Source organism: Pigmentiphaga litoralis, assembly GCF_048632615.1.
In the GTDB taxonomy this organism is placed as follows: domain Bacteria; phylum Pseudomonadota; class Gammaproteobacteria; order Burkholderiales; family Burkholderiaceae_B; genus Pigmentiphaga; species Pigmentiphaga litoralis_B.
In genome coordinates this window covers 4948146-4961864 of sequence record NZ_CP184479.1, presented here as the reverse complement: position 1 = coordinate 4961864, position 13719 = coordinate 4948146, and the positions used below count along the sequence as shown (strand labels likewise).

The 13719-nt window shown below is 66.7% G+C and carries 10 protein-coding genes and 3 pseudogenes; 5 read left to right on the top strand and 8 right to left on the bottom strand.

All coding sequences use genetic code 11. The features are described 5' to 3' along the window. Window position 1 precedes the first annotated feature (1 nt). The gene (locus ACNANG_RS22945) at window positions 2–916 is read right to left on the bottom strand and encodes an SDR family NAD(P)-dependent oxidoreductase (protein ID WP_420224941.1); all 915 of its coding nucleotides are present in this window, start codon (window positions 914–916) and stop codon (window positions 2–4) included. A gap of 101 nt (window positions 917–1017) precedes the next feature. Between ACNANG_RS22945 and ACNANG_RS22940 the strand changes: the two genes are divergently transcribed. Together ACNANG_RS22940 and ACNANG_RS22935 are read left to right on the top strand one after the other, a co-directional pair. After that, complete coding sequence (locus ACNANG_RS22940; RefSeq protein WP_420224940.1) at window positions 1018–1929, top strand: LysR family transcriptional regulator; 912 nt, start codon at window positions 1018–1020, stop codon at window positions 1927–1929. Between the two features lie 234 nt (window positions 1930–2163). Then, window positions 2164–3140 (top strand): annotated as a pseudogene (locus ACNANG_RS22935) (Bug family tripartite tricarboxylate transporter substrate binding protein). 68 nt (window positions 3141–3208) lie between these two features. On the opposite strand, the gene ACNANG_RS22930 reads toward ACNANG_RS22935, so the two are convergent. From ACNANG_RS22930 to ACNANG_RS22910, 5 genes and pseudogenes are all read right to left on the bottom strand, one after another. Continuing rightward, the gene (locus ACNANG_RS22930) at window positions 3209–4111 is read right to left on the bottom strand and encodes an NAD(P)H-dependent flavin oxidoreductase (protein WP_420227641.1); all 903 of its coding nucleotides are present in this window, start codon (window positions 4109–4111) and stop codon (window positions 3209–3211) included. A gap of 134 nt (window positions 4112–4245) precedes the next feature. Next, window positions 4246–5222, bottom strand: a pseudogene (locus ACNANG_RS22925) (Bug family tripartite tricarboxylate transporter substrate binding protein). Window positions 5223–5305: 83 nt separating this feature from the next. Further along, window positions 5306–6891: pseudogene (locus ACNANG_RS22920) on the bottom strand (class I adenylate-forming enzyme family protein). A gap of 121 nt (window positions 6892–7012) precedes the next feature. After that, window positions 7013–8206 (bottom strand): thiolase, encoded by a 1194-nt coding sequence (locus tag ACNANG_RS22915; RefSeq protein ID WP_420224939.1) that lies wholly within the window; start codon window positions 8204–8206, stop codon window positions 7013–7015. After that, window positions 8203–8679 (bottom strand): Zn-ribbon domain-containing OB-fold protein, encoded by a 477-nt coding sequence (locus tag ACNANG_RS22910; protein WP_420224938.1) that lies wholly within the window; start codon window positions 8677–8679, stop codon window positions 8203–8205. The genes ACNANG_RS22915 and ACNANG_RS22910 overlap by 4 nt, the downstream gene beginning before the upstream one ends. A 167-nt stretch (window positions 8680–8846) precedes the next feature. On the opposite strand from ACNANG_RS22910, the gene ACNANG_RS22905 reads away from it, so the two are divergent. Genes ACNANG_RS22905 through paaG form a run of 3 tightly spaced genes read left to right on the top strand, consistent with a single transcriptional unit; the run spans window position 8847 to window position 12048 of the window. Next, entirely contained in the window at window positions 8847–10037 is a 1191-nt protein-coding gene (locus ACNANG_RS22905) for an acyl-CoA dehydrogenase family protein (protein WP_420224937.1), read from the top strand. A 29-nt stretch (window positions 10038–10066) separates the two neighbouring features. After that, the gene (locus ACNANG_RS22900; protein ID WP_420224936.1) at window positions 10067–11191 is read left to right on the top strand and encodes an acyl-CoA dehydrogenase family protein; all 1125 of its coding nucleotides are present in this window, start codon (window positions 10067–10069) and stop codon (window positions 11189–11191) included. A gap of 32 nt (window positions 11192–11223) precedes the next feature. After that, the gene (paaG, locus tag ACNANG_RS22895) at window positions 11224–12048 is read left to right on the top strand and encodes a 2-(1,2-epoxy-1,2-dihydrophenyl)acetyl-CoA isomerase PaaG (RefSeq protein WP_420227640.1); all 825 of its coding nucleotides are present in this window, start codon (window positions 11224–11226) and stop codon (window positions 12046–12048) included. A gap of 56 nt (window positions 12049–12104) precedes the next feature. On the opposite strand, the gene ACNANG_RS22890 is transcribed toward paaG, so the two are convergent. Beyond that, window positions 12105–12395: an ATP-binding protein gene (locus ACNANG_RS22890; protein WP_420224935.1), complete on the bottom strand. Its 291-nt coding sequence runs from the start codon at window positions 12393–12395 to the stop codon at window positions 12105–12107. Further along, entirely contained in the window at window positions 12359–13660 is a 1302-nt protein-coding gene (locus ACNANG_RS22885) for a histidine kinase dimerization/phosphoacceptor domain -containing protein (RefSeq protein WP_420224934.1), read from the bottom strand. Before ACNANG_RS22885 ends, ACNANG_RS22890 begins: the two co-directional genes overlap by 37 nt. Window positions 13661–13719: the final 59 nt, after the last annotated feature.

Genomic DNA, 13719 nt, shown 5'->3' with positions numbered 1-13719 from the left:
TTCAGATCGGGTCCCAGTCGATGACGTCGGGCGATCGTTCAAGGGCAAAGAATTGTTTGCGCATGGACGGAATCGCCATATCGGCAATCGACTCGGGCGTCCAGCCATCGCTCAGGTGCACGGACCGGATCGGACGCGGCTGGCTGAACAGCATGATTTCGTTGGCACGCACCGCGAACAGCTGCGCCGTCACGTCCCTGGCGGCGTCGCTGGCCAGGAAGACCGCCAGCGGGGCGACCTTGGCGGGCTCCATCTTCTTGAGCTTTTCGACCCGTGCCTGGGCGTCGGGCGTATCCGACGGGATCGAGCTGGTCATGCGGCTCCATGCGAACGGCGCGATGCAGTTGGACCGCACGTTGTAGCGGGACATGTCCAGTGCGATCGATTTCGACAGCGCCACGACGCCGAGTTTGGCGGCCGCGTAATTGGCCTGGCCCAGGTTGCCGATCAGGCCCGACGTGGACGTCATGTGCACGAAGGCGCCGGACTCCTGCTCGCGAAAGAACGGCGCAGCGGCGCGGCTGACGAAGAACGCGCCATGCAGATGCACGTCGATGACCTGGCGCCATTCTTCTTCGTTCATCTTGTGAAAGACACGATCCCGCAGGTTGCCGGCATTGTTGACGATCGCATCTATCCGCCCGTAATGATCGATGGCGGTCTGCACGATCCGGTTGGCGCCTTGAGATGTCGCCACGCTGTCAATATTGGCGACAGCCTCGCCGCCGGCCGCGCGGATCTCGGCCACGACCTGCTGCGCGGGGCCGTCCCCGCCGCCTTCGCCTGTCAGCGATACGCCAATGTCGTTGACGATGACACGCGCGCCCGATGCCGCCATCGCCAGCGCCACGCTCCGGCCGATGCCGCCGCCCGCCCCCGTCACCACCACCACCTTTCCCGCAACGATATCGCCCATGAACTGCGTCTCCTGTCTGACCGCGTTTTGACGCATGGTAGATTCAACGGCCGGCATTCAAGCATTCAAGAATAAGAATGCCCCCTTTTGCGTGGTGGAACATGAGACATGACCTGACCGACCTGCGGCTGTTTGTGAACGTGGGCGAGACCCGGAATCTGACCCGCGCCGCCGAGCGCACCTTCCTGTCGCTGCCCGCCGCCAGCGCCCGGATCAAGAACATGGAAGAAGGCTTCAAGGCGCGTCTGCTGGTGCGTCTTGCCACAGGGGTTTCGCTGACGCCCGCGGGCGAAGTGCTGCTGCATCATGCGCGCGCCATCTTCACCCAGCTCGAATGCCTGAATGCCGATCTGCAGCCCTTCACCCGGGGCGTCAAGGGCCGGCTGCGCCTGCTGGCCAACACCACCGCGACCAATTCCTTCCTGGCCGACGCGCTGTCCACCTTCCTGCCGGAACATCCCGACGTGGATATCGAGCTGACCGAAAAATCGTCCGTGGACATCGTGCTGGCACTGCGCGCGGGCGCGGGTGACCTGGGGATCGTATCGGGCACCATCAGCAGCGACGGGCTGGATGTCTACCCGCTGTTTCGCGATGAGCTGGCGGTGGTGACCTCGCTCACGCATCCCCTGGCGTCGGAGCCCCGCGTGCAATTTGCCGATCTGCTCGATCAGTATCAGTTCGTCGGCATCCATCCGGACAGCGCGATCCAGACCTTCCTGGAAGACATTGCGTCGGGGCTGGGCAAACGGGTGAACCAGAGGGTGCACGTGGGCAGCTTCGAGGCCGTCTGCCGGATGGTCGAGGCCGGCGCCGGCATTGCCGTGGTGCCGCGCGCCTGCGCCGCGCGTTACAGCCGCCCGCAGGCCCTGAAGGTGGTGCCGCTCGCCGACGAATGGGCCCTGCGCGACCGCCTGCTGTGCCGCCAGCGCGGCCGCGACCTGCCCCGCTTTGCCGAGGATTTCATTCAGCACATCATGCGGGCGACCGAGAGCGACCCATCCCCCATCTAGCTGAAAGCCCTGACGCAAGCCGCTGCAGGACCCAGGGTCTTCCCGCTGCGGGATGACGCGGGGTTGGCCGCAAGCGACGAGGGGCTTCGGCAGATGTGAATCCGCCCCGGCTCCTGATTCGTAAATAATGGCCCTCATAACAACGACATCAGGAGACATGACATGGTCCATCGGGAACGGCGCCGTTTCGTCGCGGGGCTGGGCACATCGCTAGGCGCGATCGTGGGAAGCGGCATGGCAGCGGGATGGGGCGTGGGATCGGGCCTGGGCGCGGTCGCCGGCATGCTGCCCGGCACCGCCCGGGCAGCCAGCGACGCGTGGCCCGGCCGCCCCGTCACGTTCATCGTCCCCTTCCCGCCAGGAGGCCCGGTGGATGTGACCGCGCGCTTTACCGCGCAGCCCCTGGGCATCAAGTGGAACGTGCCGGCCATCGTGGATAACCGCGCAGGCGCGGGCGGCATCGTAGGCGCGCAACTGGCGGCGCGGGCCGAACCCGATGGTCACACCTTCTTTTTTCGTCCATCCATCACGCCGTCCGGCCGACGTCCGCCAACACACCGGGCTACGACTTCGTCAAGGACTTCGTGCCGGTGGGCATGGCGGCGGTGTTTCCCATCGTGCTGGTCGTGCATCCGTCATTGCCGGTCAAGACCGTGGCCGAGCTGATCGCCTACACGAAAGCCCATCCCGGCAAGCTGTCCTACGGATCGTCGGGCAACGGCGGCGGCACGCATCTGGCCGGCGAACTGTTCAACAGCATGACGGGCGCCAAGCTGCAGCACATTCCCTATCGCGGCAGTGCGCCCGCCATGCAGGACCTGCTGGGCGGACAGGTGCAGATCATGTTTGCCGATGGTCCTTCGGCCGTGCCCCACATCAAGGCCGGCAAGATCCGCGCGCTGGGCGTGGGCAACCCCGAACGATCGGCGCTGGCGCCCGATGTACCGGCCATTGCCGAATCCGGCCTGCCCGGCTACGAGGCATACTCGTGGAGCGGACTGGTGGCGCCGGCGCGCACACCTGCAGCCATCGTTGCCCGGGCCAACGCCGATCTGGTCAGTGTGCTGACGGATCCCGCCACCGCCAAGGCCATGCTTGCGGCGGGCGCGGAACCCAAACCCGGGTCGCCCGAGGCGTTCAGGGGTTTCATTCAGGCCGAGATCACCAAGTGGCAGAAGGTGATCCGGGAAGCCAACATCACGCTGGATTGACAACGCCGGCGGCTGCGCGGGCGGCACCGCAGCCGCGCGGCCCGCGCTCGAGCGTTTGCACGGTCCCACTACGTGCCGAGCACGCGCTCCCTGGCCTCGTCATATTCCCGGCGCCACTGCGCAACCAGCGCTTCCACAGCCAGCACTTCCTGCGCCGCGCCCACGCCCTGTCCCGCGCTCCACACGTCGCGCCAGGCCTTGGGCCGTGTGTCCTTGTCGAGATTGACGGGCGCGGCCGCGCCCGCTTCCAGCGCCGCCGGATCGATGCCTGCCGCCACGATGCTCGGCAACAGATAGTTGGCCGGCACGCCTGAAAAGTACGCCGTGTTGACCACGTCGGCCGCCTGCGCGCCCAGCACCATGTCACGATACGCATCGGACGCCAGCGACTCGTTCGTCGCAATGAAGGGCGTGCCGATGTAGGCATAGTCGCAGCCCAGTACCTGCGCGGCCAGCACATCCTTGCCGTGGCTCAGACACCCCGACAACGCGATCGGCCCGTCGTGGAAGGCCCGCACTTCGTTGACGAACGCAACCGGATTCAAGCGTCCCGCGTGACCGCCGGCCCCTGCCGCCACCAGGATCAACCCATCGACGCCGGCCGCCAGCGCGCGGCGCGCATGGCGCACCTGCGTAACGTCATGAAAGACCTTACCGCCGTACGCATGCACCGCCTTGACGACCGCATCGGGCGCATGCAATGACGTGATCACCAGCGGCACCTGACGGCGGGCCAGGATGTCCAGGTCCCCTTCCCATCGCGGGTTGGACGGATGCACGATCAGGTTCACACCATAGGGCGCCACCACCGCATCCGGATGCGCGTTGCGATAGGCGGCCAACCCGGCTTCGATCCGTGTCAGCCAGTCTTCCAGCACCGGCTGCGGGCGGGCGTTCAAGGAAGGAAACGTGCCGACAATGCCCGCAGTGCACTGAGCAATCACCAGGTCGGGGCCGGACACCAGGAACATCGGCGCGGCAATCACCGGCAGGCGCAAGCGGCCGGGAAAGGGGGACAAACCTAGCTTGGCGCGGGCCGACGCCGCCGCCGCGGCAAGATCTTCTGTGGCGGAAGCCGCCGCGCCGGAAAGGGTCGCCGTCATGCTCATTCCGCCTGGATGTTGGCCGCCTTGATCACGTCACCCCACAAGGCATATTCGCGGTCGATGCGCCGTTTGAGTTCCGCCGAATCACCGACGTTGAGGGTGTAGCCGCCGTCGATCATCGACTTGCGGAACTGCGGGTCCTGTCCGACTTCCTTGAGGGCTGTCTTCAACCGGTCTTCCACCGCTGCCGGCAATTTGGTGGGCCCGACCAGCGCATACCAGCCCGTCACTTCGTAGTCGGGCACCCCAGCTTCGATCATGGTGGGCACGTCCGGCATGCCCGCATTGCGGGTGCGTGACGTGACCGCCAAGGGCCGCGCCTTGCCGCTTTGAATGTAGGGAATGGCGGTGCTGGTGATGTCAAACATGAAACTGATCTTGCCCCCACCAGGTCCAGCATGGCCGGGGAATTGCCGCGATAGGGCACGTGCAGCATCGGCGCGCGCGTTTCTTTCTTGAGCAGTTCGGCCGACAGATGATTGGACGCGCCCACCCCTGCCGATCCGAAAGACACCTTGTCGGGATGCTGCCTGGCGTAGCCGACCAGTTCCTGCACGCTCTGGACCGGCACGTCCGGCCCGACCATCAGCACATTGGTGTAGTCGACCACCAGGCCGAGCAAGGAAAAATCGGTGCGGGGGTCGAACAGCTTGCTGCGCTGAACCTGCGGCGACATCGTCAGCGTCGGGCTGGCGGCAAAGCCGAGCACGTAGCCGTCGGGCGCGGTCTTGGCCGTGGCGTCCGACGCGATCATCCCACTGGCCCCGGCGCGATTTTCCACCACGACCGTCTGGCCCAGCCGTTCGCCCAGGTATTTGGCGAAAACCCGCGCGGTGGTATCGACGGGGCCGCCCGGGGCGTAACCCACCAGGAGCCGGATCGGGCGGTCGGGATAGGAGTTGGCGTGCGCGGCAGGCAGGGCTGCCAGCAGCACGGCTGCGGCCAGGCCGAAGCGGGTCCGGAACAGTGGGGTCATGGGGGAGTCTCCGTGGTTGTTATGGTCGTTGTGTCGGTCGTCTTGTCGGTTGTCGGCATGCCGTCGCAGGAAGGCCGGCGCTGTCACACGGTCAAACGTTCGCGCAGCGGCTGCTTCAGGATCTTGCCGCTGACCGTCGTGGGCAATGTGTCGATGGCGATCAGGCGCGCGGGCCGTTTGTAAGGCGCCAGCCGCTCGCGCAGGAAAGCGCGCAGGCGGGTGAGATCGACGTCCGCACCCGGCAGCGCTTCGATGAAGGCCACCACTTCTTCATTGCGGTCGGCTTCCTCGACGCCGATCACGGCCGAAGCGCGCACGCCGGGATAGGCATTGATGACGCTCTCGACTTCCAGCGGATAGACGTTGAAGCCCGACCGGATGATCAGATCCTTGGTCCGGCCCGCGATGAACAGCGCCCCGCTGTCATCGATGTAGCCGACGTCGCCGGTATCGAGCCACCCGCCGGGGTGCAGCGTGGCCGCGGTCAGCTCGGGATTGCGGTAGTAGCCCAGCATGACGCCAGGACCATGAATGAAGATGTCGCCGGTCACGCCGCCGGTGCGCGACGCTTCGTTCAGCGGCCCGATATGCACGGTCACGCCGTCCACCGGATGGCCGGCGGACGCATCGTTACGCGGCGCGTCGATATCCGTAATGCACATCGACCCGGCGTATTCGGTGATGCCATAGCCATGATGCATGGGCAGCCCGAAGTAATCCTGCACCTTGGCCTTCAGCGTTGGATCCAGCGCCGCGCCGCCCGTGTACAGGTAGCGCAGCTTGGGTGCGGTAACCTTGCCCTCCGGCGCAACCGCCATCAAGCGCGAGAACATGGTGGGCACGCCCTGCAGGATGGAAATGCCAGGATGTTTCAGTGCCTCGAACACGTCGGCGGCGTCGAAGCGGCTGCGGACGACCAGACTCGCGCCGGCATAAACCGAGGCCATCAGCACCGTGGCAATGCCGAAGATATGGGAGAACGGCAGCGCCGCGTAGCCGATGTCGCCGGGCGTCAACCGGCGCGAGGCGCTGGAGATGCGGCCGAAGTGGATGAGGCCTTGATGCGGCACCATGACGCCCTTGGGGGCGCCGGTGGTCCCGGACGTGTAGATGATGCAGGCGACGCGGTCGGCGGGAATGCGGGCATCGGCCACGTGATCGTCCCCGCCGGGCGGGCTCGTGCAAGCCGGGTCAGCCGCCACAGCCTGCCCGTCCGTCGCCGCTTGCACTGCGGCCAGACTGACACGGCACCCCGCGGACCACACGGCAGGATCGGCGGTCGCGGCCTGATCCGCATCGGCGTGGTCCGCTGCCGCCGTCGACACGTGCGTCGTATACAGCACCAACACCGGCTCGGCATGCGCGCGGATTGCGGCCAGTTCACGCGGACTGAGCCGCGCGTTCACGCTGACCGGCCATGCGTGGATGATGCTGGACGCAAACAACGCGACCACCATGTCGCTGCAGTTTTCGCCAACCACCATGATGCGATCGCCCGCGCTGACGCCCTGCTGTTGAAGCCACGTCGCGGCCGCCCGCGCGCGCTGCCACAGGCCGCCATAGGTCAGCGCACCGCCCCCTCCTCATACAGCGCGATCGCCTCGGGGCGTTCATGGGCCTGGTGCGACAGCACGTCGTGAACGCAGTGAAAGGTCAACGGAGAAGACATGGGCAAACAACCGAAAAGAGATGAGACGTGCGCATTGTTCAAAATCGAGCGTCGTCAAAAATGAGCAGGGAAGCGCAGCGCATGCATCGCGACACGCCTTCACGAGGCGGGCTGCCAGCCGCTACAGCGTCGCCGCCGTTCCAAGAATGGCCGTGGACTGGCTGGACAGCGTTCCGCCGTTGCCATGCACCAGCGCCACCTCGGCGCCGTCCACCTGCCGCGCGCCGCACTCGCCGCGCAGTTGCCGGACTGCCTCGATCATGATGAACACGCCATACATGCCCGGGTGGATGCAGCACAGGCCGCCGCCGTTCGTGTTGACCGGCAGGCGCCCGCCCGGCGCAATGGCGGCGCCGCGAACGAAATCACCCGCCTCGCCTTTCCTGCAGAACCCCAGGTCTTCCAGGAACAGCAGCGTATTGATCGTGAAGGCGTCATACATCTCGGCCACGTCGACGTCAGCGGCCGACACGCCGGCCATCCGGAATGCGGCCGCCCCGGACTGTGTCGCCGCGGTCACGGTCAGGTCTTCCATGGACGAGATCTGCCGGTTCCACACGGCGGTGGCGTTGCCCAGCACGTAGACCGGCGGGCGGGCCAGATCCCGCGCGCGGTCAGCCCGCGTCAGGACGAAAGCGCCCGCGCCATCGGTCACCAGGCAGCAGTCGCGGACGGTAAGCGGATCAGAGATCATGCGTGCCGACAAAATCTCGTCAAGCGTGGTCGGCGCGCGCTGCTGGGCTTCGGGATTGAGTTGCGCCCACTGGCTGGCGGCCAGGGCGACTTCGGCCAGGTCTTCGCGGCGCGTGCCGTACTGATGCATGTGGCGCGCGGCCGCCAGGGCGTAGGAACTGAGCGGATTGAGCGGCTCGTACGGCGCCTCATACGGCTGCGGATCGAACGACTTGCGCACGCGGGCGATTTCGGCGCGGTTCAGGCTGGACGTGCGCTGCGTGCTGCCATAGCACACCAGCACGGCGTTGCACTGGCCGGTGGCCAAGGCGTGCATGGCCGGCAGCAGGTGGGCAACGAAGCTCGATCCGCCCAGCATGGTGCTGTCGATGAAAGTGGGCCGGATCCCCAGATGTTCGATCACCGGCATGGCCCACATCGGCGCGGTCACGCTGGCGGTGCAGATGCCATCGATGTCCCGCAGCGTCAGCCCCGCATCGCGGACCGCGCGGTGCGCCGCCTGCACCAGGATTTCCATTTCGGTAGAACCGGTGGCCTGGCCGAGGCCCGCATGCCCCACACCCACCACGGCGACCGCGCCGCGCAGAGCCTCCAGGCTCCATGTCGTTGCCTGCATCGTCATGCCGCCGCTCCGTTGCCAGCCTGGGCGCTGGCCGATGCCGACGACGCTGCCACCAAAGCCTGCGTTCGCGCCGGCACGAACACCACCGTGCCGCCGTCTTCCGACATCAGCACCCTGGCCTGCACCGCCATGCCTATCTTCACATCGGCTGGCGCAATGCCATCGACCCGCGACATCATGCGCACACCCTCGGCCAGGTCCAGCAAGGCCACGTTGCGATCGCCCCCGTCTTGCGGGCGGCCGCGCACCACCGTCGTCGAATACACCGTGGCCGCGCCCGATGGCGCAAACCAGTCCAGGCGGTCGCTGCCGCAATGCGGGCAGACCATGCGCGGATAGAACACCGATCGATCGCACGCGCCGCAGCGCTGGATCAGGAACCGTCCTTGGTCCAGCGCACGGCGATAGTGCAGGTCCGCACCGACCGCGTCGGCGGACGACGAGCCGGACTCGTCAGGCAAAGGGGGCGCCATGCTGTCTCCTTGTGTCGCTTATCGTTGTGTGTGGCTTACGTTGGGATGCAGTGTGGCCGCGCGCCTGCACGGCTGACCATTCTTCATTCCCGAACAAGGGGTTCCAATGCCATGAAGCGCGCACGCGGTCCAAGGCGAGGTATGGTTAGCGGTGAGGAGACACGACCATGAACCTGACCTGGACCGATGACGAAAGGCGCTTCCGCGACGAGGTGCGCACCTTCGTACAGACCCACCTGCCAACCGACATTCGCGATAAATCGCTGCGTCAGCAGCGGCTCGAAAAGGACGATTACCTGCGCTGGCATCGCATCCTTGACGAGCACGGCTGGGGCGCCCCCACCTGGCCCAAGGAATACGGCGGCACCGGCTGGAATCCGCTGCAGCGCCTGATCTTCGAAGTCGAATCCTTCCGGGCCGGCGCGCCGCGCCTGCTGCCTTTCGGCTTGACCATGCTCGGCCCGGTATTGATGAAGTTCGGCAGCGCGGAGCAGCAGGCCCGGCTGCTGCCCCGCATCATCCGGCTTGATGACTGGTGGTGCCAGGGCTACTCCGAACCGGGTTCGGGGTCGGACCTTGCGTCGCTCACTACCAGGGCCGTGCGGGACGGCGATCACTATGTCGTCAATGGGCAGAAGACCTGGACCACGCTGGCCCACTATGCCGACTGGATTTTCTGCCTGGTGCGTACCGATCCCGATGCCAAGCCGCAGCGCGGCATTTCGGTGCTGCTGATCGACCTGCGATCCCCTGGTGTCACGGTGCGTCCGATCCGCACGCTGGACGGCGGGCATGACGTGAATGAGGTCTGGCTGGACAACGTGCGGGTGCCCGTCGGCAATCTGGTGGGCGAAGAGAACGCTGGCTGGACCTACGCCAAGTATCTGCTGGGCCACGAGCGCACCGGCATTGCAGGCCTTGGCCACTGCCGCCGCGAACTCGATGCGATCAAGGCGCTGCTGGCAGGCAGCACCGACGACGGCGAGCCCCTGGCGCAGGACCCGCGCTGGCGCGATCGTGTCTCGCGCCTGGAGATCGACGTCCTGGCCCTGGAAATGCTGTTGCTGCGCGTGGCCGCCGAACACGACGGCATGCCCGGCCCGGAAACGTCCATGCTCAAGATCCGGGGATCCGAGATCCAGCAGGACCTGGCCCAGCTGCGCATGGAACTGGCAGGCCCTGACGCCTGGCCCTACGACCCGGCATGGCTGGAAGCGGACACCGAGGCCGACGTGCCCGGCCCCGATGGCGCCGCCCGCACCAGCGCGGCCTATGTGGACATGCGCAAGACGACCATCTACGGCGGCACGACCGAGGTGCAGAAGAACATCATCGCCCGCATGCTGCTGGGCGGCTGATCCCTGTCGACGAACCGGACATATCCCTCATGGACTTTGTACTGAGCGAAGAACAACGCATGCTGGCCGACAGCCTGCGCCGCCGCGTGGGCGAGCTGTGGACGCTGTCGCGCCGCCGGCAGGCCCGCACAAACGCTGCCCTGGATGCCACCGCCTGGTCGGCGCTGGCGGAACTGGGCGTGCTGGGCCTGACCATTTCATCGGATCACGAAGGCTTTGGCGAAGACCCCGCCAGCCTGTTGCCGGTGCATGGGGAACTGGGCCGTGGCCTGGTGGCCGAGCCGGTCATTCCCAGCGCCGTCATTGCCGCCACGGTGCTGGCGCGGGCGGGCAACGACGACGCCGAGGCCCGCTGGCTCCCGGCGATCGCCAGCGGCGCCGCCATCCTGACGCTGGCTTACCTGGAACCTGGGCGCCGCTACGCCGCCCGGCCGGCCAATACCCATGCGACGCGCGGCGCCTCGGGCTGGATACTCGATGGCGAGAAGTCGGCCGTCTGGCATGGGGGCGCGGCCACGGCCTGGATCGTGTCGGCCGCCGACGAAGCGGGCGCCACGGTATTGCTGATGGTGCCGCGCGACGTTCCCGGGGTGGCGGTGCTCGATACGCCGACCATGGACGCAACCCGCGCGGCGCGCCTGACCTTTACCGGCGTGCAGCTGGACGACAGCGCCCTGCTCGCCCAGGGCCATGCCGCCGATGCGGCGATCGAAGCCGGCCTGCAATGGGGCATTGCCGCCCTCTGCGCGCAGGCTGCCGGCGCCATGGAGCGCCTGCTGGCCCTGACCGTGGACTACCTGCGCACCCGCAAGCAGTTCAACCAACCCCTGGCCGCTTTCCAGGCCCTGCAACACAAACTGGCCGACATGGCGATCGCGAAGGAACTGGCGCTGTCCATGGCCTATGTGTCGGTGGCCGCCCTGACTGAACCCGACGCCGCTGAGCGCCGCCGCCGCATATCCGCCGCCAAGATCGAGGCGGCGCGCGCGGGCCGGCAGGTGGGACAGCTGGCCGTGCAACTGCATGGCGGCATGGGCATGACGGACGAACTGGAGCTAGGCGATTATTTCAAGCGGCTGACGGCGGTGGACCTGCTGCTGGGCGATACGGCTTACCACTACGCGCAGATGGCGGCCCAGGAGCGCACGGCATGACGACGGCATCCACGCAAACGGCATCCCAGGGCATGCCGTCGGTCGCCTCCTCGGCCGCGATTCCCCCAGACGTCGACACGCTGCTCGTCACTTACACCGCCGGCGTGGCTCGCATCACGCTGAACCGGCCGGATCGCCTCAACAGCCTGACCACGCAAATGTTCGCCGATCTGGCTGCGGTGCTGTCGTTCCTGGAAGCGCAAGCGGATTTGCGCGGCGTGCTCCTGACAGGCGCCGGCCGAGGTTTCTGCGCCGGGCAGGACCAGCAGGAACGCCCGCCTTTGCCCGATGGCCAGCGCCGCGACCTGGGCATGGGTCTGGATCAAAATTATCGGCCGCTGATCTTGCGGCTGCGGGCATTGCCCGTCCCCGTGGTGTGTGGAGTGAACGGCGTGGCGGCGGGTGCGGGCCTGAGCCTGGCCCTGGCGTGCGACGTCGTGATCGCCGTGGAATCGGCTCGCTTCATCCAGGCCTTCGACAAGATCGGACTGCTGCCCGATGCGGGCGCGACCTGGTTCCTGCCCCGGCTGATCGGCCAGGGCCGGGCCATGGGATGGACCCTGTCGGGCGAGGCGCTGTCTGCCAAAAAGGCCGAGGACTGGGGCCTGATCTGGCAGTGCGTTCCCGACTCCCAATTGGAAGACATCCTGTCGTCCACTGCCGCGCGGCTGGCTGCGGGCCCGACGCGTGCCCATGCCGCGGCCAAGCGCGCCTTGCTGGCGTCGTCCGGCCAGACGCTGGACCAGCAATTCGATCTTGAACGGGACCTGCAACGGGAGCTGGGCTACTCGGCGGACTACCTAGAGGGCATCACCGCGTTTGCGCAAAAGCGCAAGCCGGCGTTCACGGGCACCTGACCGGCAGGCGAATGGCGGACGCTGCGGCAGTCGCGCACGCATCCGCCAGCCCCGGTTCAGCTCGTCTTGAACAACACCACGATCCGGCTGAACGGCACCGTCCGGTCCACGGTGATCGCACTTTTGCCGCGTCCCGCGTAGGTGTTGACCAGCCGCATCCCCAACCCCGTGCCCTGCGGCTTCGGAAAGGCGTCCGGAAAGCCCGGACCGTCGTCTTCGACCGTCAGCTTCAGGCCGTCGCCGCTTTCTTCCAGGAACACGCGCACCTCGCCCTTGCCGTATTTCAGGGCGTTGGTGACGAGTTCGGCCGTCACCAGCCCCAACGGCGCCAGGCGCCGCGCGGGCACCGTGATCCGGGGGATGCAAAGACGATCCGGCGATCGGACGACAGCACTTGCAGGTCGCCGATCAGCCCGCTCAGATAGGCGCCTGCATCAGTCGCCTCGACGCCGCTTTCTTCGTACAGGCGCTGGTGCACCGAGCCGACCGTCATGACGCGCGTCGCGGCGACCTGCAGGTGTGCCGAGACGGTGGTGTCCCCGCTCAGGTCCCCCTGCAGCGCCAGCAGCGTCTGCACCAGCTGCAGGCTGTTGCGCACCCGATGGTGCACTTCCTTCATCATCAGTTCAGAGCTGTAGAGCTTGGTTTCCTGCATCGAGACCAGGGCGTTCAGCTGCTCTTCGTGGGCATGCCGCTCACTGATGTCCCGGGCGACGGAAACGATGCGCTCGACTTCACCGGACACGCCCCGGATCGGTGACAGGGACACGTCCCACCAGCGGCTGGCGCCCTTGTCGGTCCGGCACATGCCTTCGAAGCGGTTGGCGACGCCATCGGCCGCCTGCGCAAGGCCCAGGTGCACTTTTTCCAGTTCATCGTCGGGCCAGAACGATGCGTAGCTGCGCCCCCTGACCGATTCGAACGCGTCGATTTCCATCTGCGCCAGGCCGTGTTCATTCATGAACTCGAGGCGGCCGTCGACCGTCATGACCTTGATGCAATCCATGCTCGCGTTCAGCACGGTCTCGGAAAAATGCACCTGCCGATGCTCGTCGACCTCCGCGGCGACGCGCTCGCGCGTCATCGAAATGACGTTGGCGACGGCCTCGAGAAAGACCAGGTCGGTTTCGGAGAAATCCTCGTCGTCCGGACTGTCGGCTTCCAGGATCCCGTACGGTTCGGGGACACCGCGGATGGGCACGTTGACCGCCCGCTTGATGCCGTAGCGAAGCAGCAGGTCAGGCGTGCGGAACCGATGTTCGGCACCCAAATGGTTGGAAATGACCGGCCGCACGCTGCGGTAGGCGTGGCCTGCCGGGCTGGCGTCGTCGGCCGACAGGGTGGTCGTGCCGATTTCGGCCTTCGCCCAGCCCGTGCCCGCCTCGAGCAACAAGGTGCCCGATTCGGGCTGGTAGCGCAGGACTTTGACGAAACGGGCGTTCAAGCCCTGTGCAACGACCTGGCAGGCGCCGTCTATGACCCAGGCCACGTCGCGGCTCTTGAGCGCCCTTATCGCAAATTCCACTGCAAGTTCATGTTGCCGCTTCAACCGTGCGCTGGACACGCTGAGCGCGGCGGTGGCCACTTCCTGGGGGGCTGCTGGGTCATTCACCTTCTCGAAACCGCCGCCGCTAGACGTAGCCGCATCCGGAACAGTACGGGATCATAACC

Excerpts from the sequence above, each read along its gene's own strand:
- ACNANG_RS22930 (WP_420227641.1), bottom strand. The coding sequence starts at position 4,111 with ATGTTCCTGGTGTCCGGCCCCGACCTGGTGATTGCTCAGTGCACTGCG.
- ACNANG_RS22940 (WP_420224940.1), top strand. The coding sequence starts at position 1,018 with ATGAGACATGACCTGACCGACCTGCGGCTGTTTGTGAACGTGGGCGAG.
- ACNANG_RS22905 (WP_420224937.1), top strand. The coding sequence starts at position 8,847 with ATGAACCTGACCTGGACCGATGACGAAAGGCGCTTCCGCGACGAGGTG.
- ACNANG_RS22915 (WP_420224939.1), bottom strand. The coding sequence starts at position 8,206 with ATGACGATGCAGGCAACGACATGGAGCCTGGAGGCTCTGCGCGGCGCG.
- paaG (WP_420227640.1), top strand. The coding sequence starts at position 11,224 with ATGCCGTCGGTCGCCTCCTCGGCCGCGATTCCCCCAGACGTCGACACG.
- ACNANG_RS22945 (WP_420224941.1), bottom strand. The coding sequence starts at position 916 with ATGGGCGATATCGTTGCGGGAAAGGTGGTGGTGGTGACGGGGGCGGGC.
- ACNANG_RS22910 (WP_420224938.1), bottom strand. The coding sequence starts at position 8,679 with ATGGCGCCCCCTTTGCCTGACGAGTCCGGCTCGTCGTCCGCCGACGCG.
- ACNANG_RS22900 (WP_420224936.1), top strand. The coding sequence starts at position 10,067 with ATGGACTTTGTACTGAGCGAAGAACAACGCATGCTGGCCGACAGCCTG.